A 25,111-nucleotide genomic window follows, 5' to 3' on the forward strand; every position below is an offset into this window, starting at 1 on the left:
CACTATGAATACTCGGACCGCTGTGCCGGATGGGGCAGGTCAGGCACTGGCTGCTTCCAAAGGCAAAATCCTGCTTTTCAGCTACGCCTTCCCGCCAATGCAGGTGCAGATGACCGCGGCTGTGTATAAGCCGATGGCCGCTCTTGCCCGTTCTGGCTATGACGTCGATGTCTTGTGCGCAGACTCATTCTGCCCAGAGCTGCCCCTGGATCAAAGTCTGCTGGCATTTGCTGAAAAGACGTTCGGAAAGATCGAGCGGCTTCGTCCGGCCGATGGGCTGGTAAGCCGCCTGCGCAAAGCGTCGCGAGTCCTGGACCGTGTGCCGGATTTGATGACCGTGTTGCGAGAGTCCGCCTACAGCAAGCTGATGGATTCGGATCTGAGCCAGTACGATGCGGTGATGACGTGGTCGCCTTTCCATTCGATCAATGCCGTCATGACGCGCGTCAAGAAAGCGCGTCCGAACGTCAAATGGCTGGCGCAGTTCAGCGACCCTTGGGCGGGCAACCCGCTTGAGATCAGCCGTCTGACCAAGATGTGGAATGCCAGAAATGAGCCGCGTGCTGTGGCCGCCGCCGACTTTATCGTGCACAGCTCCCGCTATTCGCTGGATCTTATGATGCGCGATCAGCCTGAGGCAGCGCGCCGGCGCACAGAGGTGATTCCCCACGCGTACGACGAAGCGCTCTTCCCGCAGCGGATGAAGGCGAAGAATGATCGCATCGTGTTGCGTTATGTGGGCGTGTTGTACGGCAGGCGTTCGCCCGAGCCCTTGTTCAAGGCTTTGGCGGGCCTGTTCAACAGACGGCCTGAGTTGCGTGGCCAGCTTCGCGTTGAACTGATCGGCCTGGTCCCGCCCGAGATGCTTGCCAGCGAGGCGGCCAAGAGCCTGCCCGAGGGTACCGTGCAGGCGATGGGCAACGTCTCGTTTGTCGAGTCGTTAGAGCAAATGTACGACGCGGATATTCTGCTGTTGATCGAGGCCGATATTCGGCAGAACTTGTTCCTGCCTAGCAAGTTGTCCGACTATATCGGCGCCGATACGCCGATCGTCGGCCTGACGCCGCCCGGAGGCTCCGAAGACGCGATGAAGCAGCTGGGTTGCTGGCATGCCCGGCCCTCAGACGTCGAAGGAATTGAAAAAGCGGTTGAGGGCGCCGTGGATCACGTCCTGCGCCGCGATGGAGCCGCTTGGTGTGATCAAACGTACCGCGACTCTTTTAGCGGCCGGCAAATCGCGCAGCAGTTTGGCGACATCCTGGAGAGGCTCTGACGCTCGCGCCTTGCCGCGCGAACGCTGATTCCGATCACAACCATGCTTCCCAATCACTTTTGATCATGCCGGCGGAAGTCGTCCTCTACGCACCCAATGTGCATACCGGCGGCGGGTTTGTGCTGTTGCAGGCACTGCTCGGCGCGTGGCCGTCCGCTGCGCCGCTCCGCCTGTTTCTGGATGCCCGCGTAGAGGGGCGGCTGGCCGTGCCGGAAGGAGCGTCGGTGTATTGGGTCCGCCCGCAGGCGCTAGCGCGCCTTGCTGGGGAATTTGCCGCGCGGCGCGCTGCCGAGGCAGGCTCGATTCTGTTCTGTTTTCATGGACTGCCCCCGGTTCTCCCATCACGGGCGCGGGTCGTGGTTTTTCTGCAGAACCGGAATTATCTGGGTGGCATCAAGCTGTCCCAGTTTCCATTGAAGACGCGTCTGCGGCTGATGTTCGAGCGATCCATCGGCCGCTTGTTCCGCCATCGCGTGGCCGAGTATGTCGTGCAAACACCGACAATGCGCCGCGCGGTCCTGGACTGGCTCGGGGAACCGGCCCAGTCGCCGATGGTGCGCATTTCGCCGTTCGCCGGCAGCATGCCGGCTCACGCTGTGCCGGACGGCCGTGAAACCATCCGCTGGGACTTTGTGTATGTGGCCGATGGTGTGGCGCACAAAAATCACCGGCGTTTGGTCCAAGCTTGGGCCCTGTTGGCCGAAAAGGGGCTTTACCCGTCTCTTGCCGTCACGCTGGGCCCAAGGGACGAGTCGCTTGCAGCCGAACTGCTGGCCATTGCCGCCAAACACGGATTGCGCATCGACAACCAAGGTGAGTTGAGCCGCGAGGATGTGTCGCGGCTATATGCGCAGGCTGGCGCGCTTGTGTTCCCGTCATTTGGAGAGTCTTTCGGATTGCCGCTGATCGAGGCGTCCAAGGCTGGCTTGCCGATCGTGGCATCAGAGTTGGATTACGTGCGCGACGTATGTGTGCCGGCTCAGACGTTTGACCCCGGCTCGGCGGTGTCGATTGCGCGTGCAGTGCGACGCCAGTTGGGGCAGGAGTCGGGTCCCGCGGAACCGGTGAGCCCAGAACAATTTTGGTCCATGCTGCGCGGTAGTGGCCCTCAAGCGAGCATCGATTGAAGATCCTGATCGTCACCCAGTATTTCTGGCCTGAGCAATTCTTTGTCAACGACTTCGTGCGCGCGCTCGTGGCGCAGGGCCACGTGGTCGAAGTCCTGACCGGCAAACCCAACTATCCGGATGGCAAGGTATTCGACGGCTATGACGAGCGCGGTTGCACTCAGGAGCGGTTAAACGATGGCACGGTGATTCATCGGGTGCCATTGCGCGCCCGGCGTCAGGGCGGCGGCAAGAATCTGGTGTTGAACTATCTGTCGTTCGTGGTGAACGGCTTGCGTTTCGGGCATCGCGCCGTGCGTGGAAAGGACTTTGACGTAATTCTGGCCGTCGCTTTTTCGCCGATTACCTCGGTCATTCCCGCGATCTACTTGAAGTGGCGATTGAGGCGGCCGTTGTCCATCTGGATTCAGGACCTGTGGCCCGAAAGCCTGAGCGCCACCGGATTTGTACGTAGCCGCGCCATCCTTGCCGGAGTGGGCTTGATGGTCCGGGCGATATACGGTGCCGCATCGCAATTGCTGGTGCAGTCCGAGGCCTTTCGCGCACCCGTCGCCCGCTTGGCTGAGGCCAGAAAAATCGTCTACTACCCGAATTCGAGCCGCGATCCCAAGGCTGAAGCCCCCGTCGCCTGCGCGGTGAATCCGGTGTTGCTAGCCACGCTGGAAAGCCACTTTTGCGTGGTATTTGCCGGAAACCTGGGCACCGCGCAATCCCTGCACACCGTCCTGGCAGCCGCGCGCAAGGTTCGCGAGCTGGGAGCTTGCAAGATCGTGCTGGTCGGCAGCGGAAGCATGTCGGGCCAGATCCGGGAACAGGTGGAACGCGAAGGCCTAGATAACGTGGTGCTGGCTGGGCGATATCCGAATGAGCAGATGCCGCATATATTTGATCGGGCGGGCGCGCTGCTGGTGACCCTGAAGCGCGATGCCATCCTGACGCAGACCATACCCAGCAAGGTTCAGGCCTACCTGGCCGCAGGCCGCCCCATCATTGGCGCGCTGGACGGGGCGGGCGCAGAGATCATTAATGCGTCCGGCGGCGGGCTGGTATGCGCCGCCGAAGACGCGGACGGCCTGGCCGATTGCATTGGGCGTATGTACGCAATGGACGCCGGGCAGCGCGGCGACCTGGGCGCCGCAGGCCGGGCCTACTATCTTGAGCATTTCGAGATAGGCCGGCAGGCGCGCCGATTAGTGAGTATTCTTTCCGAGAACATGAATTCGCATTAAGAGAAGGCTTAGCATGAAGATATTAGTTCTAGGTGTAACAGGCATGCTGGGCAGCGCGGTGTTTTCGCGCTTCAGCGAGGACCCTGCATTCGAAACTTGGGGAACGCTGCGCAGCGCGGCGGGATTGCGCCATTTCAATGAAGCTGCGCGCCCCAGGTTGCTGACGGGTGTCGATGTGCTGGACAACGATTCTCTCGTTGCGGCGATGGGCCGGGTCAAGCCCGACGTCGTGATCAACTGCATCGGCCTTATCAAGCAGCTTGCGGACGCCAACGATCCCTTGGTGGCGTTGCCGGTGAACGCGATGCTGCCGCACCGTCTTTCGCGTCTTTGCGCATTGAGTTCGGCCCGCTTGATTCACGTGAGCACCGACTGCGTTTTTGATGGCCGTAAGGGTATGTATCTGGAATCGGATTCTTCCGATGCCGAAGACCTCTATGGCAAGTCGAAGTATATTGGCGAGGTCGTCTCCGATCCCCACGCGATTACCCTGCGGACATCGATCATTGGCCACGAGATTGGCAGCAATGTTGCGCTGGTTGATTGGTTCTTGTCTCAGGCGGGTCCGGTAAAGGGTTACAAGCACGCCGTGTTTTCCGGCCTGCCGACCACCGAACTTGCGCGTGTGATGAAGGATTTCGTAATTCCGAATCCCTCATTGCACGGGCTTTACCATTGCGCTGTCGCACCGATCGACAAGTATTCGCTCCTGACGCTGGTGGCTCAGGTGTACGGCAAGCAAATAGATATTATTCCCGATGATCAGGTGAAAATTGACCGGTCATTGGATGCCAGCCGCCTGTTGCAGGCGACCGGATACAAGCCGCCTTCCTGGCCGGAATTGATTAAAGAAATGCACGCCCGTCGTGAGATTCATTAACAGATTGAATGGTTGATCTATGTTTGACGATAAAGTTCTCATGATTACCGGCGGCACTGGTTCGTTCGGACACACGGTGCTGAAGCGGTTCCTTTCCACGGATGTGCGCGAAATTCGCGTGTTCAGCCGTGATGAAAAGAAGCAAGAAGACATGCGCATCGCGCTTGCCGATGACAAGGTGAAGTTCTACATCGGTGACGTCCGCGACTACGACAGCATTGCGCAAGCGATGATAGGCGTGGATTACGTGTTTCACGCGGCAGCGCTTAAACAAGTGCCGTCGTGCGAGTTCTATCCGATGGAAGCCGTAAAGACCAACGTCCTTGGCACCGAGAACGTGTTGAATGCGGCAATCGCCGCGGGCGTTCAGCGCGTGGTTGTGCTGAGCACGGATAAGGCGGTGTATCCCATCAATGCCATGGGTATCTCCAAGGCCATGGCCGAGAAACTGGTCGTGGCCAAGTCGCGCATCAACATCAAGTCCGGTCCTGTGATCTGTGCCACGCGCTACGGTAACGTCATGGCCTCGCGCGGTTCGGTGATTCCTCTGTTTGTCAGCCAACTGAAGGCGGGCGAGCCGTTGACGGTCACTGATCCGAACATGACGCGCTTTTTGATGTCGCTTGAAGACTCAGTCGATTTGGTGCTGTACGCATTCGAACATGCGCAGCAAGGCGACATTTTTGTTCAGAAGGCGCCAGCCTCGACGGTCGCGGATCTGGCTGTCGCGCTCAAGGAACTGGTTGGCGGTGACAGCCCGGTCAAGGTTATTGGCACGCGCCATGGCGAGAAGCTGTACGAATCGTTGATTTCGCGTGAAGAGATGGCAAAGGCCGAGGACATGGGCCGTTATTTCCGCATTCCTGCCGACAACCGCGATCTGAACTACAAGAAGTACTTCGTCGAAGGCGAAACCCATATCTCGGAACTGGACGACTACACGTCCCATAATACGGACCGGCTGGACGTCGAAGGGGTCAAGGAGTTGCTGTTGAAGCTGGAATACATCCGGGGGCAGATCAATGCTTAAGGTAATGACCCTGGTCGGCACGCGGCCTGAATTGATCAAGATGAGCCGCGTGATTGCCGAGCTCGACGCTCAAGTCAATCACGTACTGGTGCACTCCGGCCAGAACTACGACTACGAACTCAACCAGGTCTTTTTTGATGACCTGCGCATCCGCAAGCCCGATTATTTTCTGGGCGCAGCGGGAGATACCGCGGCCAAGACAATTGGCGACGTCATCATCAAGTCCGACGAGATCTTCGATCAAGAAAAGCCGGATGCCTTGCTGCTGTATGGCGACACCAATACCTGCCTGGCGGTGATCGCAGCCAAGCGCCGCAAGATCCCGGTGTTTCACATGGAAGCGGGAAACCGCTGCTTTGACCAGCGTGTGCCAGAAGAACTGAACCGTAAGGTGCTGGATCATCTGAGCGACATCAATATGGTCCTGACGGAGCATGCGCGCCGTTACCTGATCGCCGAGGGTATTCGCCCGGAAACGATCATCAAGACCGGTTCGCACATGCAAGAAGTGCTGGCTTACTACATGGCCGACATCCTGGCGTCGGATGTGCTGACGCGTGAAGGCCTGACGGAAGGCAAGTATTTTGTCGTCAGCGTGCACCGCGAAGAAAACGTCGATACGCCGCAAAACCTGCGCGACCTGCTTGAGACGCTGCGCAATCTTGCGGATACGCACGGGCACCCCATCATCGTGTCGACGCATCCGCGGACGCGCAAGCGTCTGGAGGCTTTGGGCGACGCGTTGGATCATCCGCTGATCCGCTTTGTGAAGCCGTTTGGCCTGCTTGATTACATCAAGCTGCAAATGGGCGCATTCTGCGTGTTGTCCGATAGCGGCACGATCACGGAAGAGGCTTCGCTGCTGAACTTGCCGGCCATCACGTTGCGCAATGCGCACGAGCGTCCTGAAGGCATGGACGAAGGCACGCTGATCATGAGCGGCCTGAAGGCGGATCGCGTTGCCGACGCGGTTCGGGTGGTGACCAGTCAGCATCGGCGTGACGAACGCGTCATTCCCATCGTCAAAGATTACGAGGGGGGGCCGGTGTCCAAGCAGGTCGTGCGCGTGGTGCTGAGCTACACCGACTATGTGAACCGGACCGTCTGGTCGAAGTCCTGACCCGATATCCGCTAGCTGAGTCATGCCTTCATTGTTTCTTTGGTGCGTTCTGGCGGTAGCCCTGGCGGCGGCATGGCTGCTGACTGGGGCGTTGCGCCGTTATGCGCTGGCCAGCAGCCGTTTGCTGGACGTTCCCAACAGCCGCAGTTCACACGTCGTTCCGACGCCTCGGGGCGGCGGGGTGTCTTTCGTGTTGAGCTTTCTTGCCGGTTTGCCGGTGCTGATCTGGTTGGGTTTGTTGACCGAGCCTGCCGCTATCGCTTTGGGCGGCGCCGGCGCCGCCGTGGCGATGATTGGCTTTCTGGATGACCGTGGCCATGTGGCGGTCCGGTGGCGGTTGCTGGTGCACTTTGGCAGCGCCCTTTGGCTGCTGGTCTGGTTCGGGGGGCTGCCGGCGGACGTGTTTTCCAGCAGTTCGACTGCATGGGCGCTGGCAGCAAGCGCGGTTGGATTGTTCGCGTTGGTCTGGCTGTTGAACCTGTACAACTTCATGGACGGGATCGACGGCCTGGCTGCGTCGGAAGCCATCTGCGTGGCGGGCGGCGGAGCAGTGTTATATGCATTGACCGGCCATGCGGGCGCCGTGGCGGCGCCGCTTCTGCTTGCGGTCTCAGTGGTGGGGTTCCTGTTGTGGAATTTTCCGCCCGCCCGGATTTTCATGGGTGACGCGGGCAGCAGCTTCCTTGGGATTGTGCTGGGCGGACTGGCTTTGCAGGCTGCGTGGCAGGACCCTTCTTTGTTTTGGGCGTGGGTCATCTTGTTGGGCGTGTTCGTGGTGGATGCCACTTGGACGCTTGCGCGGCGGCTCGCACGCGGTGAGCGCGTGTATCTGGCCCACAGGATGCACGCATATCAGCATGCGACGCGCCGGTTTGGCGGTCACAGACCCGTGCTGCTGACGGTCATTGCGCTGAATGCAGTGTGGCTTTTTCCCATGGCGCTATGCGTGGCTTACGGCTGGTTGCCCGCGTGGGCCGGCGTCCCCCTGGCCTATGGACCGCTGTTGGCGCTGGCGATTGGCTGCAAGGCAGGCGAACGCGAAGCGTGAGCCTCCAGCCGTTAGCGGCGTGTGTTTCTGAAGATGTCGCAAGCCGCGCGCGGTATCTATGCACGCCAGCCTCAGGCCAGGTTTGGCCAAGCTACGCCTGTATGGAGATATCGATGTGCGCGGGCCATTCATGGTGCGTTTTGCAGCGTAATTCTCTGCATGAACGCGCCGCGAATTGGTACACCTTCTAGCGCTTCTTTGCCGATCTGCGTGATAACGTCTGCGTGCTGGCCAGGGTGAACTTTCGCTGTGGTCGGGAATTGGGCGCGAAATATTTCCTAATATTACGACCATATCGTTACAATTCTATTTTCATGATGTATCCGGCGGTCGTTTAGCGGTCGAAACACCAGGAAAAATAAGCGAAATAGGCACTGCCCCCACAGCTGACAACCTTTCTAACAGGCGCTCTGCGGGTAGATTGGACGACTGAATAGGGACAGATAAAGACGATGGCGAGATCGCTGTTGGTTGTCGGCGCGGGCATGCATGGACGCGCAGTAGCAGAGGCCGCTCAGCTAAGCGGGATGTGGGCGGAAATTCTGTTTGTGGATGATCGTTGGCCTGAGTTGCAGGAGACAGGCGGACGTAGGGTTGTCTGCAATCTTGCAGGGCTGCCTGGCATTGCAGACCATGACACCCAGGCGATTGCCGCAGTTGGCAATAATGCGCTGCGAGCCAAGTGGGTGCAGACCATTCAAGACGCGGGGGTGTCATTGGCCACTGTCATCCATCCCGCGGCAAGCGTCAGTCCCAGCGCCACTATCGAGGCAGGGACAGCCATTCTGGCGATGGCGATGGTCGGAGCAGGCGCCTATATTGGTACCGCTTCGATCCTGAACGCGCATTGCACCGCCGATCATGACACTCTGCTGGAGCCATATGCCCACTTGGGCACTGGCGTGCATCTTGCGGGAGGCGTGAAGATCGGAGCAGGGGCCTGGCTTCAGGCCGGCTGCTGCGCCGGATATGGCGTGGTGGTGCCGGAGGGTCAGGTGTCTCCGCCCGGGACCGCGCTAAGCAGTTGATCTGCAGCGGCCGGGATGTTGTTGTGATTCATTTAATAGGACGCTGGAAAGCGTAGGCCGTTTTGTTACCCATCGCATTTCGTTCGCTTCTGGTATTTCTGTTCGACCTGTTCGCGGCGTTCGTCGCGTGGGTAGGCGGCTTCTTGCTGCGCTTCAATTTCGAATGGCCAGTCGGGTATGTGAATCAGATTCTGTTCGGATTGCCCTTGCTGCTTGTCGTTCACACGGTGGCCTGCCGGTGGGCGGGGTTGTATCGCGGAATGTGGGTATTCGCCAGCCTGCCGGATCTGAAGCGGGTGCTCAAGGCGGTAGCGGTTTCCGCGTTGGCGTTGCTGATAGTTGCGCAGCTGGTGCCCCCGAATTTCTCGGTTCCCCGCTCCTTGTTCCTGTTGTATCCCTTGCTGCTCCTGCTCTTCATGGGAGGCGGCCGCGCCGCGTGGCGCATGTGGAAGGAGCATCGCCTGTATGGCGGCTTGATCGCGCAGGGCAAGCCCGTCGTGCTGGTTGGGGCGGGCAGCCGGGCGGCATCCCTGGTGCGAGAGCTGGAACGCAGCCCGGACTGGAAAGTGGTTGCGCTGGTGGACGACAATCGCAACAAGTGGGGGCGCGAGCTGGGCGGCCATCCGGTGGTGGGTTCGCTCGACAGCCTGCCAACGGTGCTGGAGGAGTTCAAGGCGCGCCACATCATTCTGGCGATGCCCAGTGCGGCGCCCGAGGTCCGGCGCCGCGTAACTCAGTTGGCGGTGCATTCCGGCGCGCAGGTCTTTGTGCTGCCCGAAGTGGACGACCTGATGAGCGGACGAGTCGCCATCAGTCAGATGCGGCCGGTGGAAATCGAGGATTTGCTGGGCAGAGATCCTGTGCATATCGATACCGCGCACGTCAGCACGATGCTGAACGGCAGAACCGTATTGGTAACGGGCGCCGGCGGCTCGATCGGCAGCGAACTGTGTCATCAGTTGGTCCGGTTTGCGCCGTCGCAGGTGGTTCTGGTCGAAACCAGTGAATTTGCGCTGTACGTGATTGAACAGTGGTTCACGCAGCATCGGCCCGACATACGCATCGTCGCGCTGGCGGGCGACGTTAAAGATGCGCATCGCATGGACGAGATATTCACCTTGTACAGGCCGCAAGTGGTGTTCCACGCTGCGGCTTACAAGCACGTACCGTTGATGGAAGTCGGCAATGCATGGCAGGCGGTGCGCAATAACGTTGGCGGGACACTGGTGGTCGCCAGGTGCGCGCAAAAATACGAAGCTGAGCGTTTTGTTCTGATTTCCACGGACAAGGCGGTCAATCCCACCAACGTGATGGGCGCAACCAAACGGCTGGCAGAGATGGTCTGCGAGGCCTTTCACGTCTGTAAAGGCCCAACACGTTTTGGCATGGTCCGGTTTGGCAACGTGTTGGGCAGCACTGGCAGCGTCATCCCGAAGTTCCAAGAGCAGATTCAGCGCGGCGGGCCCGTGACCGTCACGCACCCCGACATCACGCGTTATTTCATGTCCATTCCGGAAGCGGCGCAGCTGGTGCTGCAGGCGGCTTCCATGGGACAGGGCGGCGAGGTCTATGTGCTGGACATGGGCTATCCGGTAAAGATCGTCGATTTGGCGCGGAACATGATCAGGCTTTCCGGTTACGACGAAGAGCAGATCCGAATTGAATTCACGGGCTTGCGGCCCGGAGAAAAGCTGTACGAAGAACTGTTGGCGGATTGTGAACAGACCGGGCCCACGCCTCATACGAAATTGCGGATCGCGCGTTCGCGCGAGGTGCCGCCGGACTTTTTGCTTGAGTTGACGACATGGCTGGACAACGAATCCGGCGCCAGCGACGAAGCCGTGCGCACGGGTCTGTTGCGCTGGGTGCCTGAGTACACGCCCAGGATTGCTGATGCTGCGATTCAGGACGCTCCGGCCAAGACAGCGCACGTTGCTGGTGTGTTGTGATGGACGCTGCGGCAAGCCGCGTCGGAGTGCTGGGCGCGACAAGCCTTGTTGGCGGCGCGCTCCTGGACGAGTTGCTCGCCCAGGCATTGGCCCCGGTTGCATTCACCCGACGATTGCCCTTGCCCGACAGTGATCGGATTCAGTGGTGTTCATTGCCGGATTCCGAGAACGCGTCAGCGCCTGTTTTCGGCGACCTGCCTATTTCGTTGTGGGTGTCGCTGGCCCCGATCTGGATATTGCCCAGGTATTTCGACGAGCTGAAGGCCGCTGGAGCGAAGCGAATTGTCGCGTTGTCTTCCACCAGCCGGTTTACCAAGACCACCTCGTCTGTGCCGAAGGAACAAGCCTTGGCGCGCCGGCTGGCCGACGCCGAGGCCGCCTTGATTGAATGGGCAACGGCCGCCGGGATCGAATACGTGATTCTTCGGCCGACCCTGATCTACGGCGGGGAACATGACGGCAACGTTTCGGAAATCTCGCGCTTTATCCGGCGTTTTGGTTTGTTTCCCGTATTTGGCGCCGCGCGCGGACTGCGCCAACCGGTAAAAGCCGCCGATATCGCCGCGGCAAGCGTGGCGGCTTTGATGGCGCCCGTGGCAGCGAATCAGGCGTACAACCTGTCGGGCGGCGAAACGCTGACCTACCGGGAAATGGTTGCGCGGGTGTTTACGTCGTTGGGGTTGCGCCCGCGTATTTTGACGGTGCCGCTAGGCGTATTTCGGCTGGCGTTGACGCTGGCGCGCCGCCTTCCGCGCTACCGGCACTGGACGGTCGGCATGGCGCAGCGCATGAATGAAGACCTGGTGTTTCCCCACGACGATGCCCGCCGTGATCTTGGATACCGCCCGTCGGCATTTGAGCCCTGACCAGATGCTATGGCTGTCACCGCGGCGTCTTTGTAGACCGATGCGCATTGTTCATCCGCTTGCTTTGCCCGCGTCGGCCGCGCACCCCAATTGAAGGCGGTGTCCTGAAGCGAAAAGGCCAGCAGCGTCTTGCGCCAGTCCGCATCCAGCAGCAAGACCAGCGCGGCAAACGCCAGGCCCAGCTAACCCCGCCACCTTGCGGCGCGTAGTACTCTTGTGGGCGACTTCAGAAGACATTGACGGTCACCATGTATATACGGCCGAAACGGCCAGCATTGATGGCTTTCTTCAGAAATGGCAGCGTGGTGTTGCGGCGGTTCCGCTTGACCACAAATAAATGGACGCCTGCTTCGTCGTACGCCTTGACCATGTTTTTTGCCGTCTTCCCAACGGGTAGACATGGTTTTCACTGATTACGTGACGGCCTGCGTGGGCACCTCAATGGCTTGCGGTGGATGCAAACCGGAAGGCGAGGCCAGAATGACCGCGTCGGCTGTGCCATGCGCGAGCAGTTCGGTCAGTGAGCTGTAGGCTTTGGCGCCGGTCGCCTCTACTGCGGCAGCCAGGCATGGCTCGTGCGTGTCACAGACTTCCACGATTTCAGCGCGATCTGCGTGTCGCGCAATCGCGGCGAAGCGGTCCTTGGATATACGTCCGCAGCCAACCAAGGCAAAGCGGATTTTTCGCTCGGTGATGGGGGAAGGACTCATTAGCCGAACGGTTTGTTGTAAATTGCCGGAATTCTCAGACTTTCCGCTGCCGGTTTGCGGCCAATATACCCGTGATAAGTTCGCAATTCACGGCTTGAAAACACCTGCTTTCTTATTGATGCCAAATCGAATTCTTATTGTTCGTACATCGTCGCTAGGCGATCTGGTGCATATGCTGCCCGCAATATCCGACATCGCCCGACACGTGCCGGACGCTGAGATCGACTGGGTGGCGGAAGAGGCATTTGCAGATATTCCGGCCTGGCACCCCGCCGTAAACGAGGTAATCAAGGTTGCGCACCGCCGATGGCGCAAGTCGTGGTGGTCGAGCCAGGTAAAGGCAGAGCGCAAGGCGTTGAGAGAACGGCTGCGGTCCAAGGAATACGATGTTGTGCTGGACATGCAGGCGTTGCTGAAATCCGCCTGGCTCGTGCGTCAGGCGCGCGGGGTCCGGCACGGGCTGGACTGGCGTTCGGCAAGAGAACCCCTGGCATCGCTTTTCTATAATGTGCGCCATCGAGTGGAGTTCTGGCAGCCGGCAGTCATACGTCAACGCAAGCTCGCTGCACTAACATTTGGTTACCAATATGCCGGATTGCCAGACTTCGGTTTGCAGGCCTTTTCCAAGCAGGCCGCACTCTCGCGCGAGAAGGATGCGCAGGTGGATGCCGAGCAAGCTGACCCCCCTCGTTTGCACCATCTGGACACCGACCACGGTTACGCGGTGATCATGCCTTCCGCCAGCCGCGACGATAAACTCTGGCCCGAAGACGACTGGCGTGCGGTCTTTCGCCGCCTGCGCGATGCGGGCTGCACCTTGCGTCTGCTGTGCGGCAACGAAAAAGAGGCTGAGCGCGCCCGACTGCTTGTCGCGGGCATGGAAGGGGCCGAAGTGATGCCTCGTATGGATCTGACCTCGGTGGCGCACTTGTTGGCCGGTTCACGCCTGATGGTGGGCTTGGACAGCGGCTTGACGCATTTGTCGGCCGCGCTGGGTAGACCGACTATCGGCATCTACCGCGCGTCCACCCCCGTGCGTACGCCGCTGATCGGTTCGAACTACACCGCGAGCCTAGGCGACCGTGGCGCATCGCCATCGCGCGAAGCGGTGATGGCGTCGGTCGAGCAGGCGCTGGCCGCTCAGTGATATGAATCGCGGCGTCTACACACTGGCGCTAAGAGCGTTGGCGCCGCTGGTCTGGTTGTGGATGGCGAGACGCGCCAAGCGCGCTGGCGGCCGCTGGGAGATCTTTTCCCCAGAGCGCTTCGGTCACGCTGCCGAGCCCGGTTTATCTTCGGCTTCCACTCCCGAGTCGCAGACCGCCAATCGGCCTGTTTGGGTGCATGCCGTCAGTCTGGGCGAGACCCGCGCGGCGCAACCACTGCTTCAGGCGCTGCTCGATTTGGGTCTGCCGGTGCTGTTGACGCACATGACTGCTACTGGGCGCGCCGAGGGCGAGCGGCTTTTCCAGGATGCCATCGCGCGATCGCAATTGCGCCAAGCGTGGCTGCCCTATGACTTTCCCGGTGCAACCCGCCGATTCATGGCCAGCCACCAGCCGCGCTGCGGCTTGCTGATCGAGCGCGAGATTTGGCCCAACCTGCTTGCCGCAGCGCGCCAGGCGGGCGTCCCAGTGGCGTTGGTCAGCGCTCGGTATTCCGCGTCCTCACTGCGCCAAGCCGCCAGAATGGGTAGCGTGATGCGCGAAGCGCTTTCCGGACTGGATGCCGTGCTGGCGCAGACTGAAGAAGATGCGGCCAGGCTGGTGCAGGCCGGCGCGCCGGCGCCGGTCGTGACTGGGAATCTGAAATTCGACTTGGTCCTGCCTGCGCCGCAAGTGCAGGCCGGTCAGGCTTGGCGCGAACGACTGGGCCGCCGGATCGTCGCGGTCGCCAGCACGCGCGAGGGCGAGGATGCGCTGTTTATCGACGCTATCAAGCGTTGCAGCGGCGCGCCGGACACGCCGCTCTTTGTGTTGATCCCCCGCCATCCGCAACGTTTTGACGAGGCGGCCGGACTTTTGGCGAGTGCGGGCGTGCCTTACGTCCGGCGCGCACAAGGCGCCGAGCCGGGCCCGGATACGGCGGTCATGCTGGGCGATACGCTGGGAGAAATGGCGTTTTACTACGCCGCCTCCGACGTGGCGATTGTGGCAGGCAGTTTTGCGCCGTTGGGCGGCCAGAACCTGATTGAGGCCTGCGCCGCCGGCGTGCCGGTTATCGTGGGGCCGCACACGTTCAACTTCAAGCAGGCCGCAGACGATGCAATTGCTGCGGGCGCTGTGTTTCGTGTGTCTGACCCAGCACAGGCAGTTGATGCTGCGCTGTCTTTGCTGGCTGATGAGGGGCGGCGGCAAAAAGCCAGCCGCGCTGCTCGAAGCTGGTTCGAGCAGCATGCCGGCGCCACCAGTCGCACGTTGAGCGCGTTAATGCCCTGGCTGAAATAAGCGTGTCCGCCATCATCATGCGGTGCGCTACCCGGCGGGAACCACAGCGTTAAGAGTTGTTCCTAGGCACCAACGTCACCGCGCCCGGATTCAATTCCTGGCTGAATCGCCGCGTATCTCGCCCTTCATCTTCCGGGCGCATGCCGACCCAGCCTTGGCCCAAGGCAAGTGCCCACAGATTCGCGAGCAGGATCAGGATGAAGAGCACTCGCATGGCGGGCGTCCTCGCTCAGGCGTTGGTGTCCAGGGTGGCGCGTGCGACTGCCGCCAGTCCGTCCAGGACGGGGTGATCCAGATAAACCGGCACGGGTGCTGCGCCAAATGCGCCACCGGCATCCGCTAACAGGCGTTCAATTTCCTGATGGACTTCGGGCCATCCGCCGCCCGCCGCATAGATCTGCGGGGTTTGGCCGTAGCGCTGGCGTCCGGCCAGCCATTGGCGCACCACGGCGCCTGCCTGGGCCGCGGCAATGCCCGACGCAATCGCTTCGTGAGTATCGATGGGGTAGGGCACGACTTGACCGTTGGCGATGGGCAGGTTGGCGGTGCCATGAGCCAGCGCATGCCGCATCATGGCCGGGCCGGGCAGGATCAGGCCGCCAGCAAAGACATTGTCCGGGCCGACCGTATCGATCGTGGTGGCGGTGCCAAAGCTGGCCAGCACAAAGGGCGGGTGGGCGCCGGGCAAGCGCGATAACACGCCCAGCAACGAGGCCCAGCGGTCGGCGCCCAATTGCGTCGGATTGCGGTAGCTGTTGATGAGACCCAGTGTGGTGGCCTGGGAAGGCGACCAGGTAATGGCGCAGCCGTGTTTCTGCAGAATGGCGGAAATGGCCGTGCCACGCGCCTCGCCTGCCACGTTGACGCCCAGGGCGCGCAGCGGCGGGCTCGGCAGGGCGGTAAGCCAGCGGTCCAGCGCGTCCAGATCCAGGCCGTCAAAAGCGACCGCCGCCGGTTCGCGCGGCATATCGGGGTTGCTGGCGTCCAGCCAACCCACCTTGAGACGGCTGTTGCCGGAGTCGATGAGAATAATCATGCTTGGCGTCGAATCGAAATTTCACCCACCGAGATCGGTGTGGCGCCCTGGGGCGTTTGCACCAGCAGGCGGCCTTGTTCATCCACGCCACAGGCAGTGCCGCTATAAATAATATCGCCCTTGTCCAGCACGTTGACCTTGCGGCCCGCTAACGCGTCCACCTGATCAAAGCGCTGCTTGAACGCGCCAAAACCCTCTCGCTCAAGCATTTGGACGGCGTCGTGCCAGGCCATGGCGCTGGCGCAGATCAGGTCCGCAGCGATCGACACGCGATCGGGTGATGCCGCTTGGACCTGCGTCCAGTCAGCAACCTCGCGGCCCAGCGCAAGCGACAGCTGGGGCGCATCAATCAGGTTGATGCCCATGCCGATGACGACGGTATAACCGGCTTCGCGGCCGCCCGGGTTGCGGGTGGTCTCTACCAACACGCCAGCCAGCTTGGCGTCATGCCATTGCACGTCATTGGGCCATTTCATGCACAGGCCTTTCGCTTGCGGACCGGCAACAGCGCGCAGCGCCTCGCAGGCGGCGACGCCGGCCAGCGGAGACAGCGCCGGCAATTGCGCGGCGGGCAGGTGCACATCGAACGCGCAAGAGAACATCAGCGTGGAGCCGCTGCTGTTTTGCCAAGGGCGGCCGGCGCGTCCCCGGCCGGCTTCCTGCAAGTGGGTACCCAGCAGCCAGGGCTTGCCGCCACCGGCGCCCGAGCGAGCTCGGGCCAGCAGGTCGGCGTTGGTCGACCCGGTGCTGCCTGTCCAGGCAATGTCTTGGAATGCGGGCAGGCGCGAGCCTAGCGCCCGGGCCAGGGTTTCCGGCGCGGGCAGGTCGATAGGGCGGACGTGATCGGACATGGCGGCGATTGTAGGGCACATGGCTCGCACTCGCGGTCTTAGGGCCCCTGCGTATATCATTGGCGATACATTTTGCATCTGTATCCTGTCTTCATGCCGCATTCTGCTACATCCGCTCGCGCCGCTACGCCGTTCCGTCAGGATGGGAACGTCTGCCATGTGGCGGGCGACTGGAGTGTCCTGGCCTTGGCCGAGGCGGGCGAGGTCGAGCGCAGACGCGATGCAATGGCCCGTGCCGCGAATGACGGCGTACGCTGGGATTTGCACGGTATCAGCCGGCTGGACACGATCGGCGCCCTGCTGATCTGGCAGGCCTGGGGCGAAAAGCTGCCGGAGCGCGTGCGCTGGGCTGCTGGCCAGCAGGACGTGTTCAACGCGCTGGCGATGAACAAGGGCGAGGCCCAGGCGGCCGCGCCCAAAGCCGAATCCTGGGCTTGGGTGCGCGCCTTGGGCGGCGCCATTCTTCAGGGCGCCGAGAACGGCAAAGCCTTGTTGGTCATGCTGGGCCAACTGATCCTGGACCTGGGCGGCATGCTGCGCCGCCCGCGGCTGGGACCCTGGCGCGAGATTTCAGCGCAGGTATACCGCACCGGCGCCCAGGCGCTGGGGATTACGGCGCTGGTGGGTTTTCTGATTGGCGTGGTGCTGTCCTACCTGTCTGCCCAGCAATTACAGATGATAGGGGCCGACCGGTTCATCGTGCGCCTGCTGGGCGTTTCGATCGTGCGCGAGCTTGGACCTGTGCTGGCGGCCATTCTGGTGGCGGGCCGGTCCGGGTCGGCAATAACCGCACAGATCGGCGTAATGCGCGTGACGCAGGAATTGGACGCCATGCTGGTGATGGGCATTTCACACGGCCAGCGGCTGATCTTGCCACGCGTGGTGGCGCTGGCCGTGACCATGCCGCTGCTGGTGCTGTGGACGGATGCCATGGCGATCCTGGGCGGCATGCTGGCGGCGCAGATGCAGCTGGGCGTGTCGGCGCAGTGGTTCCTGAGTTCGTTACCCGACGCGATTTCGCTGACCAATTATTGGATTGGCATTCTGAAGGGCGTAACGTTCGGCATATTGATTGCGTTGATCGCCTGCCACTTCGGTCTGCGCATCCAACCCAATACGGAAAGCCTGGGGCGCGGCACGACAACCTCTGTCGTGACCTCCATTACCGGCGTGATTCTGCTCGACGCGCTATACGCCATTATTTTCAGCTCGGTGGGCATCTGATGAGCAGCGCCGCCCAACATCGGCTTTTCACTGACGACAGCGTCACAGTCGAACCCGTCATCACGGTCCGGGGTCTGCGCACTGCTTTTGGCGACCATGTCGTTCACGACAATCTGGATCTGACCGTCTTTCCGGGCGAAATCCTGGTTTTGGTGGGCGGGTCAGGTACCGGCAAGACAGTGTTGCTGCGCCAGATCATCGGGCTGGATAAGCCCGCGGCGGGCACGGTGAAGGTGCTGGGGCACTCGTTGTTCGATCTGTCGCCTGGCGAACGCCGCCGCCTGTCGTACCGCTGGGGCATGTTGTTTCAGGCGGGGGCGCTGTTCTCGGCGCTATCCGTGTTCGACAATGTGGCGTTGCCGCTGCGCGAGTTGCGCACAGTGCCGGAAGATCTGGTGCAGGACGTCGTCATGTGCCGGCTGGCGATGGTGGGCTTGTCGTCTCGCGATGCGGACAAGCGGCCGTCGGACCTGTCAGGCGGCATGGTCAAGCGGGTAGCGTTGGCCCGAGCGTTGTCGCTGGATCCAGAGCTTTTATTCCTGGACGAGCCCACGGCGGGCCTGGATCCGCTGCGCTCAGACGAGTTCGTGGATCTGGTGCGCAGTCTGCACCGGCAGTTGGGGTTTACCGTCGTTATGGTGACGCACGATCTGGACACGCTGCTGGCGTTGGCCACGCGTGTGGCAGTACTGGCGGACAAGCGGGTGATCGTGTGCGACACGGTGCCGGAAGTTCTGAAGGTCGATCACCCGTTCATTCACACATTCTTCCTGGGCGAACGCGGTTTGCGCGCGCTTGGGGATCTGGCGCCGAAGGGATTGCATCATGGAAAACCGTAGTCATGCGCTCATGGCCGGTATCTTCACGCTGGTCTTGCTGGCCGCTGCCGCATTGGTAGCCATCTGGATCGGCCGGGACCGGACCCAGCTGCAAACGTACGAAATCGTCTCGGCCACCGCGGTCAGCGGCTTGAATCCGCAATCGGCCGTGCGCTATCAGGGCGTGCCTGTCGGCAAGGTGCAGTCGCTCGCGTTGAATCCGGAAAAGCCGGGCCAGGTGCGTATTCGCATTGGTGTCGCGCCGAATACGCCTATTACCGAATCGACCTGGGCCGAACTGGGCGTGCAGGGGGTGACGGGCATGGCCAATGTTGAATTGCGCGACGACGGCACCTCGTTAAAGCGCCTGGCGTCCACGGCACAGCACCCCGCCGCGATTCCGTTGCGCCCAGGCTTTCTGGATCGCATCGAACAGCGAGGCGGCAAGCTGATCTCGAACGTGGAAGAGGCGACCGAACAACTACGCCGCGTGCTCAGCGAACAAAACGTGCAGGCGCTGACCGCCAGTCTGCAAAACGCTACCGACATTACCCAATCGCTGAAAGACGCCAGCCGCGATCTGGCGCCGATGATGGCCAAGCTGGGTCCGCTGGTGGATTCGCTGGGCAATACGTCGCGCCAGGCTGATCGAGCCGCGCGCGAAATCGGTGATCTGGCGCAGCAGGCGCGCCAAGCGCTGGCGCGCTTGAACGCGCCGGATGGCGCCTTGGCAGTGGCCACGCGCAGTCTTAACGATATTGCACTTGCCGCGGCGCGGCTGGACGGCGAGACCTTGCCCGCCATCACCGGGATGGCAACCAGCGTCTCGGCGGCGGCGCGTGGCGCCGCCGTTACCCTGCGCCGTGTGGACAACACGCCGCAATCATTCTTGTTCGGCCCGGCGCCCATACAGCCCGGGCCAGGCGAACCTGGCTTTGCCGGTTTCGGGAGACCAACCAAATGAAGATGCGTAGCGCCATTCTTGTTTTGACGCTGGCCCTGGCGGGTTGCAGCGTGGGCCGCGTGGCGGCGCCGCCCGCCGTATTCGACCTGGGGCTGGATGCCAGGCCGGTGCCGGCCTTGCCATCGCGCGAACCGGTTGCGCTGATGTTCCAGTCGTCGCCCGCGCTGTCCGACACCAGTGTGATCTGGCGGGTGGGCGATAGCGCTGCCCCCAAGGCCTATGCAACCTACCGCTGGGCTTCGGCGCCGGCGGAGCTGGTGCGCCAGCGCATTACCGACCGCTTGTCGCGGCAAGGGCCGGTATTGACAGAGCGCATCAATCTCCAGACGCCGCAATTACAGGTGTCGCTGTCGCAGTTTGAGCAGGTCTACGCCGAAGACGGCCAGTCCAGTCAGGGGCGCGTCTTGTTGCAAGCGGTGCTGGTCAGCGGCCGTTCCGTAGTGGATCAGAAGCGCATCATGGTGCAGGCGCCTGCCCCCACGCAGGATGCGGCAGGCGGGGTGGCGGCGCTGCGCCAAGCCACTGACGAAGCGGCTGATCAACTGGCCCAATGGCTGGCCGTCACCTTGAAGCCCGCCGGTAAGCCGGGCGGTTAACATCGATTTTTTTTGCACGCTGAGTTGATCCATGTCCGCACGTACTGATACCCACGCCTTCACCGGGGCCGCCGGCCGCATTGACTGCGCCATTGACTGGCCTGCCGGCACGCCGCGTGGTTGGGCCCTGGTCCTGCATCCGCATCCCTTGCAGGGCGGCGCGCGTGAGAACAAGGTGGTCACGACGTTGTCGCGCGCCTGCGTGCAGCATGGCCTGGTGGCGGTGCGTCCCAACTTCCGTGGCGTGGGTTTGTCCGAAGGCGTGTTCGATAAGTCGGTGGGCGAGACGCAAGACATGTTGGCGGTTGTGGCGCAGATGCGCGAGCTGCACCCTGAACTGGCGCAGGCGCCTTGGGTCTTGGCCGGTTTCTCGTTTGGCACGGCAGTGGCCGCGCAAACCTACGCTGCGCTGGCGGATCAGGGCGATGCGGCCTTGCCCGTCGCGCTCATGCTGATGGGGCCCGCCGTGAATCGCTTCCAGTCGCACGAAGTGCAGGTGCCTGACGACACGCTGATGGTGCACGGCGAAGAAGACGAAGTCGTGCCGCTGTCTGAAGCGATGGACTGGGCGCGCCCGCGTTCCATACCGGTCGTGGTGGTGCCCGGAGCATCCCACTTCTTCCACGGCAAGCTGCTTGTGCTGCGCCAGTTGGTGCAAGCGCGCTTAAAAGTCGCGCTGGATTAACGTCAGCGCCGCCGAGCGGCCCCAGGTTGCATCAGGTTGCATGTTTTAAGTGCGCGCGGAACCCCGCAGGGGCCGGACGGGTCCAATCGACTGCCTATAATTGTCAGCCACTAGCCCCGCGCCAGCGGGCGTCTTTCCTGGACCCACGTTGCCGATGAAGAACTTGCCTTACTCCGCTCAATCCCCCGCTGTTTTTGCCCGCCGCCTGCTTTCTGGCGCGGTGCTGTCGGCGATGCTCGCGGCCTCGATGCCGGTTTTTGCGCAACAGGCTCCCGCAGCCACACCGGCCGCGGCTGGCGCTGCCGCGCCGGCTCCCAATACCTCCGCCGTGGTTCCTGTGGGTGATGTGTCGGCGGTGCCGGCGCCCACTATCGCGGCCAAGGCCTGGATCGTGATCGACGTGAACAGCGGCCAGACCCTGGCGGCGTCCAACCCCGACATGAAGGTCGAACCGGCCTCGCTGACCAAGATCATGACGGCTTACGTCGTGTTCAACGCGCTGGAAGAAAAACGCCTGACGCTGGAACAAACCGTGCCGGTGTCCGAGCACGCCTGGCGCACTGGCGGTTCGCGCATGTTCATCGAGCCGCGCAAGCCGGTTACGGTGGATGAGCTGAACCAGGGCATGATCGTGCAGTCGGGCAACGACGCGTCGGTGGCCCTGGCTGAAGCGGTTGGGGGCAGCGAAGCCGCCTTTGCAACGCTGATGAATCAAGAAGCGGAACGTTTGGGCATGAAGGGCACGCACTTCATGAACGCGACCGGCCTGCCTGATCCGCAGCACACAACGTCCACGCGCGATCTGGCGACGCTGTCGTCGCACTTGATCACCGATCACCCGGACTACTTCCACTACTACAAGCAAAAGAGCTACACGTACAACAAGATCACTCAGCCGAACCGCAACCGTTTGCTGTGGGCTGATCCGTCGGTGGACGGCATGAAGACGGGTCACACCGATTCGGCCGGCTACTGCCTGGTGTCTACGGCAGTGCGTGGCGACCGCCGCATCCTGGTCGTCGTGGTGGGTACGGACAGCGAAGCCACGCGCGCTGAAGAAAGTCTGAAGCTCTTGAACTGGAGCTTCCAGAACTTCGATACCGTGAAGCTTTTCGACAAGAGCCAGCCCGGCATCGATGCCCGCGTGTGGGAAGGCACGGCTGACAACGTCAAGCTGGGCCCGCCCAACCCGGTGTCGATCGCGGTGCCGCGCGGCAAGGCCGGCGATCTCAAGCCGGTTGCTCAACGTACCGATCCGCTGATCGCCCCGCTGGCCAAGGGCCAACAGGTGGGCACGCTGCAATTCACGCTGGACGGCAAGGTGCTGCGCACTGAACCCCTGGTGGTGCAGGACGCCGTGGAACGCGCCGGCTTCTTCGGCCGCATGGCAGATACCGTCAAGCGCTGGTTCCAATAAACGGCGCGCCATCGGCGTAGCCGCGGGTGTAAGCTAGCAGCGGGCGTTTCGTACGCGAAACGCCCGTTTTCATTTCATGGGGACGGACCACGTGGTCCGTCCCTATCGCTTTTGACGCTATTTTCAGGAGTGCCTCATGATTCCGGGCGTGCCAGGCGAAAGCCAGGTGTATCTAAACGGTGAGTTCCTGCGTGTGGACGAGGCCAAAATCTCCGTCCTCGACCGCGGCTTTATTTTTGGCGATGGCATCTATGAAGTCGTGCCCGTCTATCACGGCAATGCGTTCCGTATGGCCGAGCACCTCAACCGTCTGGATCGCAGCCTGGCTGCGTTGCGGATCACGCAGCCGTTTGACCGGGCGGGTTGGATCAACCTGATCGAAGAACTGCTGGCACGCACGAACCTGGATACCTGCATCGTGTATTTGCAGGTGACGCGCGGCGTCGCAAAACGGGATCACCAGTTTCCGGCTACACCCGTCACGCCCACCGTGTTCGGCATGATTTCGCCGTGGTCGCCGCCGCCAGCCGCGCAGCGTACCCAAGGCCTGACCGCCATCAGCATTCCGGACGAGCGCTGGCTGCATTGTGAAATCAAGTCGGTGTCGCTGTTGGGCAACGTGCTGGCCAAGCAACAGGCCGTGGACGCGCAGGCCGACGAAGTCGTGCAGTTCCGCGACGGCTTCCTGACCGAAGGCTCGTCGACCAATATCTGGGTGGCGTCCGGCGGCAAGCTGCTGGCCCCGCCCAAGAACAACCTGATCCTGGAGGGCATCCGTTACGGGTTGATGGGCGAACTGGCCGCCGAAGCGGGCATTCCGTTTGAGTCGCGCCCGATCTCTCAGGAAGAGGTTCTGCAGGCTGACGAATTGATGCTGTCTTCCGCTACAAAGGAAGTGCTGCCGATCGTCACGCTGGACGGAAAACCCGTCGGAACGGGCAAGCCCGGCCCCGTTTTTGAGCAATTGCGAGCGGGTTATGATGCCCGCATCGCCGCGCTGTAAATCGTTGCCCCGGGCGGCTGTCACGGCCGCCCGCTGTTGTTGACGGCACTTGCCAGCGCGCGGCTTGCCCCCATATAAGAAGATTCAGGGCAACTACCTCTCAAGGCACATCATGCATATTCCGCCCGAAGATTCACTGATTGAATATCCCAGCGACTTCCCCATCAAAGTTATGGGTAAGCAGCACCCCGAATTCGCGCAGACGCTGACCGAAGTCGTCCTGAAGTTCGACCCCGGCTTTGACGCCGCCACGGTCGAGATGCGCCCCAGCAAGGGCGGCAACTACATGGGGCTGACCTTCACCGTGCGCGCGACCTCGCGCGAACAGCTGGATGCGCTTTACCAAGCGCTGCACGGCCATCCGATGGTGTCCATCGTTCTGTAAGGCAAGACCGTCGTGATCAAGTGGCTCGCGCGGCCGGCGGATTATCTGCCGGTCTGGCAGGACATGCAGGCCTACACCAATCTGCGCGGCGCCGATACGCCTGACGAGATCTGGCTGTGCGAGCATGCGCCCGTCTACACGCTGGGCCAGGCGGGCTTGCCGGAACATGTGCTCAACCCGGGCAACATCCCCATCGTGCACTGCGACCGTGGTGGTCAGGTGACGTATCACGGGCCAGGCCAAGTGATGGCGTACGCGCTTTTCGACCTGCGCCGCATTGATATGTACGTGAAGGAATACGTCACCCTGCTCGAAGGCGCTGTCATTGACACGCTTGCCCAGCATGGTGTCGAAGGCGCCTGTCGCAAACCCGGCGCGCCGGGCGTCTACGTGCCTGATCCCGATGGGGGCGCGCCGGCCAAGATCGCCGCTTTGGGTATCAAGATTCGCAACGGACGGGCCTATCATGGCGTGTCGCTGAATGTGGCGATGGACCTGGCGCCTTTTTTGGGCATCAACCCCTGTGGGTACGAAGGCCTGCGCACCGTTGATATGGCAGCCTGTGGCGTACAGCGCACGCCTACTGAAGTTGGCGACGCGCTGGCGCAAAATCTGGCGAACGCCTGGCGCCGCCGCGCATGGAGCACAACATGAAAACCTACACCGCGGCGGATGTCGCCTCGACCTCGCCCGAACAATTGGCCCGCTTGCGCGAAGGCCCGGCCGAAGACTACGCCGCCTGGATCCAAGCCGCCGCAAATCTGGGGCTGGTCGAAGCGCAGACGATCTACGGGCAGATGCTGTTGGACGGGGTGGGCGTTGATCGTCAACCCGAAGAGGGGCTGGCGTGGTTCAAGCGCGCGGCCAATGCAGACAACGTAATGGCCATCAATATGGTGGGCCGCTGCTACGAAAACGGTTGGGGCGTGGCCCAGGACGACACCGTTGCCGCTTACTGGTTCCGGCTGGCCGCTGATCGCGGGCTGGATTGGGGCATGTACAACTACGCCCACATGCTGCGCAGCGGCCGTGGGGGTGTTACGCAAAACCGCGCCGCAGCTCTGGCCCTATATCAGCAGGCAGCGCAGACCGGGCACGTAAAGTCCATTGGCGTGGTTGGCCGGTTTTACGAAGCGGGCGATGTCGTGCCGCAAGACATGGATCGTGCGTTCGATTGCTATCAGCGTTGCGCCGACGGCGGCGACTTCCGCGGCATGTTCCACCTGGGCCGTCTGCTGTTGCTGCGCGGCGAGAAGGAAGACGCAGTGCAATGGTTGGTGCGCGTTCCCGAGACCTCGACGCCGGCGTTCCTTAAGGAAGCCAACGGCATGTTGCAGGACTTGGGGTTTCCGGCGTTGTACGAGATCTGAAACGGCGATATCTGCCGTAGGTGGATGCAGCGCGAGGGGGCAAGGGCAAGAACCC

Annotated in this window: 25 protein-coding genes and 1 pseudogene; 22 read left to right on the forward strand and 4 right to left on the reverse strand. The window is 61.9% G+C overall.

Features of this window, described 5'->3' with window-relative positions:
• Positions 1–4 precede the first annotated feature (4 nt).
• The 10 genes from RAS12_RS22545 to RAS12_RS22590 all read left to right on the forward strand — a co-directional run bounded on the left by RAS12_RS22545 (position 5) and on the right by RAS12_RS22590 (position 11,550).
• Positions 5–1,273: a glycosyltransferase family protein gene (locus tag RAS12_RS22545; RefSeq protein WP_306941566.1), complete on the forward strand. Its 1,269-nt coding sequence runs from the start codon at positions 5–7 to the stop codon at positions 1,271–1,273.
• Positions 1,274–1,338: 65 nt separating this feature from the next.
• Entirely contained in the window at positions 1,339–2,400 is a 1,062-nt protein-coding gene (locus tag RAS12_RS22550; RefSeq protein ID WP_306941567.1) for a glycosyltransferase, read from the forward strand.
• Complete coding sequence (locus RAS12_RS22555) at positions 2,397–3,629, forward strand: glycosyltransferase family 4 protein (RefSeq protein WP_306941569.1); 1,233 nt, start codon at positions 2,397–2,399, stop codon at positions 3,627–3,629. The genes RAS12_RS22550 and RAS12_RS22555 overlap by 4 nt, the downstream gene beginning before the upstream one ends.
• A 13-nt stretch (positions 3,630–3,642) precedes the next feature.
• Positions 3,643–4,509 carry a dTDP-4-dehydrorhamnose reductase family protein gene (locus RAS12_RS22560; RefSeq protein WP_306941571.1) on the forward strand — a complete coding sequence of 289 codons (867 nt, stop codon included), beginning with the start codon at positions 3,643–3,645 and terminating at the stop codon, positions 4,507–4,509.
• Between the two features lie 19 nt (positions 4,510–4,528).
• A complete protein-coding gene (locus tag RAS12_RS22565; protein WP_306941572.1) occupies positions 4,529–5,539 on the forward strand; it encodes a polysaccharide biosynthesis protein in 1,011 nt (336 codons plus the stop codon).
• Positions 5,532–6,659 carry a non-hydrolyzing UDP-N-acetylglucosamine 2-epimerase gene (wecB, locus tag RAS12_RS22570; protein ID WP_306941574.1) on the forward strand — a complete coding sequence of 376 codons (1,128 nt, stop codon included), beginning with the start codon at positions 5,532–5,534 and terminating at the stop codon, positions 6,657–6,659. Before RAS12_RS22565 ends, wecB begins: the two co-directional genes overlap by 8 nt.
• 22 nt (positions 6,660–6,681) lie before the next feature.
• Positions 6,682–7,707, forward strand: coding sequence for an MraY family glycosyltransferase (locus RAS12_RS22575; RefSeq protein ID WP_306941576.1), 1,026 nt, complete (start codon positions 6,682–6,684; stop codon positions 7,705–7,707).
• A 452-nt stretch (positions 7,708–8,159) separates the two neighbouring features.
• A complete protein-coding gene (locus RAS12_RS22580; protein WP_306941578.1) occupies positions 8,160–8,735 on the forward strand; it encodes an acetyltransferase in 576 nt (191 codons plus the stop codon).
• Positions 8,736–8,797: 62 nt separating this feature from the next.
• A complete protein-coding gene (locus RAS12_RS22585) occupies positions 8,798–10,684 on the forward strand; it encodes a polysaccharide biosynthesis protein (RefSeq protein WP_306941580.1) in 1,887 nt (628 codons plus the stop codon).
• Positions 10,684–11,550, forward strand: coding sequence for an NAD-dependent epimerase/dehydratase family protein (locus RAS12_RS22590; protein WP_306941581.1), 867 nt, complete (start codon positions 10,684–10,686; stop codon positions 11,548–11,550). Before RAS12_RS22585 ends, RAS12_RS22590 begins: the two co-directional genes overlap by 1 nt.
• A gap of 229 nt (positions 11,551–11,779) precedes the next feature.
• Here RAS12_RS22590 and RAS12_RS31085 read toward each other — a convergent pair.
• Positions 11,780–12,260, reverse strand: a pseudogene (locus RAS12_RS31085) (Gfo/Idh/MocA family protein); the annotation flags it as partial.
• A gap of 118 nt (positions 12,261–12,378) precedes the next feature.
• Here RAS12_RS31085 and waaC point away from each other — a divergent pair.
• Complete coding sequence (waaC, locus tag RAS12_RS22605; RefSeq protein WP_306941588.1) at positions 12,379–13,407, forward strand: lipopolysaccharide heptosyltransferase I; 1,029 nt, start codon at positions 12,379–12,381, stop codon at positions 13,405–13,407.
• Between the two features lies 1 nt (position 13,408).
• Positions 13,409–14,707 (forward strand): 3-deoxy-D-manno-octulosonic acid transferase, encoded by a 1,299-nt coding sequence (locus RAS12_RS22610; RefSeq protein ID WP_306941590.1) that lies wholly within the window; start codon positions 13,409–13,411, stop codon positions 14,705–14,707.
• Between the two features lie 49 nt (positions 14,708–14,756).
• Here RAS12_RS22610 and RAS12_RS22615 read toward each other — a convergent pair whose 3' ends face one another.
• Genes RAS12_RS22615 through RAS12_RS22625 form a run of 3 tightly spaced genes read right to left on the reverse strand, consistent with a single transcriptional unit; the run spans position 14,757 to position 16,594 of the window.
• The gene (locus RAS12_RS22615; RefSeq protein ID WP_306941592.1) at positions 14,757–14,921 is read right to left on the reverse strand and encodes a hypothetical protein; all 165 of its coding nucleotides are present in this window, start codon (positions 14,919–14,921) and stop codon (positions 14,757–14,759) included.
• Positions 14,922–14,936: 15 nt separating this feature from the next.
• On the reverse strand, positions 14,937–15,743 hold the full coding sequence (locus RAS12_RS22620; RefSeq protein WP_306941595.1) for a type III pantothenate kinase: 807 nt from the start codon (positions 15,741–15,743) through the stop codon (positions 14,937–14,939).
• Positions 15,740–16,594, reverse strand: a complete 855-nt coding sequence (locus RAS12_RS22625; protein ID WP_306941598.1) for a biotin--[acetyl-CoA-carboxylase] ligase — start codon at positions 16,592–16,594, stop codon at positions 15,740–15,742. The genes RAS12_RS22620 and RAS12_RS22625 overlap by 4 nt, the downstream gene beginning before the upstream one ends.
• A gap of 93 nt (positions 16,595–16,687) precedes the next feature.
• On the opposite strand from RAS12_RS22625, the gene RAS12_RS22630 reads away from it, so the two are divergent.
• From RAS12_RS22630 to RAS12_RS22675, 10 genes are all read left to right on the forward strand, one after another.
• A complete protein-coding gene (locus tag RAS12_RS22630) occupies positions 16,688–17,818 on the forward strand; it encodes an MlaE family ABC transporter permease (RefSeq protein WP_306941600.1) in 1,131 nt (376 codons plus the stop codon).
• Positions 17,818–18,657 (forward strand): ABC transporter ATP-binding protein, encoded by an 840-nt coding sequence (locus RAS12_RS22635; protein ID WP_306941602.1) that lies wholly within the window; start codon positions 17,818–17,820, stop codon positions 18,655–18,657. Before RAS12_RS22630 ends, RAS12_RS22635 begins: the two co-directional genes overlap by 1 nt.
• Entirely contained in the window at positions 18,644–19,600 is a 957-nt protein-coding gene (locus RAS12_RS22640) for an MlaD family protein (protein WP_306941603.1), read from the forward strand. The genes RAS12_RS22635 and RAS12_RS22640 overlap by 14 nt, the downstream gene beginning before the upstream one ends.
• The gene (locus RAS12_RS22645) at positions 19,597–20,196 is read left to right on the forward strand and encodes an ABC-type transport auxiliary lipoprotein family protein (RefSeq protein WP_306941605.1); all 600 of its coding nucleotides are present in this window, start codon (positions 19,597–19,599) and stop codon (positions 20,194–20,196) included. The genes RAS12_RS22640 and RAS12_RS22645 overlap by 4 nt, the downstream gene beginning before the upstream one ends.
• 31 nt (positions 20,197–20,227) lie before the next feature.
• Positions 20,228–20,881, forward strand: a complete 654-nt coding sequence (locus RAS12_RS22650) for an alpha/beta hydrolase (protein ID WP_306941607.1) — start codon at positions 20,228–20,230, stop codon at positions 20,879–20,881.
• A 154-nt stretch (positions 20,882–21,035) separates the two neighbouring features.
• Positions 21,036–22,298 (forward strand): D-alanyl-D-alanine carboxypeptidase family protein, encoded by a 1,263-nt coding sequence (locus tag RAS12_RS22655; RefSeq protein ID WP_306941609.1) that lies wholly within the window; start codon positions 21,036–21,038, stop codon positions 22,296–22,298.
• Between the two features lie 136 nt (positions 22,299–22,434).
• Entirely contained in the window at positions 22,435–23,301 is an 867-nt protein-coding gene (locus RAS12_RS22660; protein WP_306941611.1) for a D-amino acid aminotransferase, read from the forward strand.
• 112 nt (positions 23,302–23,413) lie between these two features.
• A complete protein-coding gene (locus RAS12_RS22665) occupies positions 23,414–23,686 on the forward strand; it encodes a YbeD family protein (protein ID WP_306941612.1) in 273 nt (90 codons plus the stop codon).
• A gap of 12 nt (positions 23,687–23,698) precedes the next feature.
• Complete coding sequence (gene lipB / locus RAS12_RS22670) at positions 23,699–24,340, forward strand: lipoyl(octanoyl) transferase LipB (protein WP_306941614.1); 642 nt, start codon at positions 23,699–23,701, stop codon at positions 24,338–24,340.
• Positions 24,337–25,056, forward strand: coding sequence for a tetratricopeptide repeat protein (locus tag RAS12_RS22675; protein WP_306941616.1), 720 nt, complete (start codon positions 24,337–24,339; stop codon positions 25,054–25,056). The genes lipB and RAS12_RS22675 overlap by 4 nt, the downstream gene beginning before the upstream one ends.
• Positions 25,057–25,111: the final 55 nt, after the last annotated feature.

The organism is Achromobacter seleniivolatilans, from assembly GCF_030864005.1.
In the GTDB taxonomy this organism is placed as follows: domain Bacteria; phylum Pseudomonadota; class Gammaproteobacteria; order Burkholderiales; family Burkholderiaceae_B; genus Achromobacter; species Achromobacter seleniivolatilans.

Bases quoted from the DNA above. Each gene is read 5' to 3' on its own strand.
- RAS12_RS22630 (WP_306941600.1), top strand. From the start codon at position 16,688: ATGCCGCATTCTGCTACATCCGCTCGCGCCGCTACGCCGTTCCGTCAG.
- RAS12_RS22550 (WP_306941567.1), top strand. From the start codon at position 1,339: ATGCCGGCGGAAGTCGTCCTCTACGCACCCAATGTGCATACCGGCGGC.
- RAS12_RS22650 (WP_306941607.1), top strand. From the start codon at position 20,228: ATGTCCGCACGTACTGATACCCACGCCTTCACCGGGGCCGCCGGCCGC.
- RAS12_RS22545 (WP_306941566.1), top strand. From the start codon at position 5: ATGAATACTCGGACCGCTGTGCCGGATGGGGCAGGTCAGGCACTGGCT.
- RAS12_RS22615 (WP_306941592.1), bottom strand. From the start codon at position 14,921: ATGCGAGTGCTCTTCATCCTGATCCTGCTCGCGAATCTGTGGGCACTT.
- RAS12_RS22610 (WP_306941590.1), top strand. From the start codon at position 13,409: ATGAATCGCGGCGTCTACACACTGGCGCTAAGAGCGTTGGCGCCGCTG.
- RAS12_RS22625 (WP_306941598.1), bottom strand. From the start codon at position 16,594: ATGTCCGATCACGTCCGCCCTATCGACCTGCCCGCGCCGGAAACCCTG.
- RAS12_RS22635 (WP_306941602.1), top strand. From the start codon at position 17,818: ATGAGCAGCGCCGCCCAACATCGGCTTTTCACTGACGACAGCGTCACA.
- RAS12_RS22620 (WP_306941595.1), bottom strand. From the start codon at position 15,743: ATGATTATTCTCATCGACTCCGGCAACAGCCGTCTCAAGGTGGGTTGG.
- RAS12_RS22655 (WP_306941609.1), top strand. From the start codon at position 21,036: ATGAAGAACTTGCCTTACTCCGCTCAATCCCCCGCTGTTTTTGCCCGC.
- RAS12_RS22590 (WP_306941581.1), top strand. From the start codon at position 10,684: ATGGACGCTGCGGCAAGCCGCGTCGGAGTGCTGGGCGCGACAAGCCTT.
- RAS12_RS22640 (WP_306941603.1), top strand. From the start codon at position 18,644: ATGGAAAACCGTAGTCATGCGCTCATGGCCGGTATCTTCACGCTGGTC.
- wecB (WP_306941574.1), top strand. From the start codon at position 5,532: ATGCTTAAGGTAATGACCCTGGTCGGCACGCGGCCTGAATTGATCAAG.
- RAS12_RS22575 (WP_306941576.1), top strand. From the start codon at position 6,682: ATGCCTTCATTGTTTCTTTGGTGCGTTCTGGCGGTAGCCCTGGCGGCG.
- RAS12_RS22580 (WP_306941578.1), top strand. From the start codon at position 8,160: ATGGCGAGATCGCTGTTGGTTGTCGGCGCGGGCATGCATGGACGCGCA.
- RAS12_RS22660 (WP_306941611.1), top strand. From the start codon at position 22,435: ATGATTCCGGGCGTGCCAGGCGAAAGCCAGGTGTATCTAAACGGTGAG.
- RAS12_RS22645 (WP_306941605.1), top strand. From the start codon at position 19,597: ATGAAGATGCGTAGCGCCATTCTTGTTTTGACGCTGGCCCTGGCGGGT.
- waaC (WP_306941588.1), top strand. From the start codon at position 12,379: ATGCCAAATCGAATTCTTATTGTTCGTACATCGTCGCTAGGCGATCTG.
- RAS12_RS22560 (WP_306941571.1), top strand. From the start codon at position 3,643: ATGAAGATATTAGTTCTAGGTGTAACAGGCATGCTGGGCAGCGCGGTG.
- RAS12_RS22675 (WP_306941616.1), top strand. From the start codon at position 24,337: ATGAAAACCTACACCGCGGCGGATGTCGCCTCGACCTCGCCCGAACAA.
- RAS12_RS22665 (WP_306941612.1), top strand. From the start codon at position 23,414: ATGCATATTCCGCCCGAAGATTCACTGATTGAATATCCCAGCGACTTC.
- RAS12_RS22565 (WP_306941572.1), top strand. From the start codon at position 4,529: ATGTTTGACGATAAAGTTCTCATGATTACCGGCGGCACTGGTTCGTTC.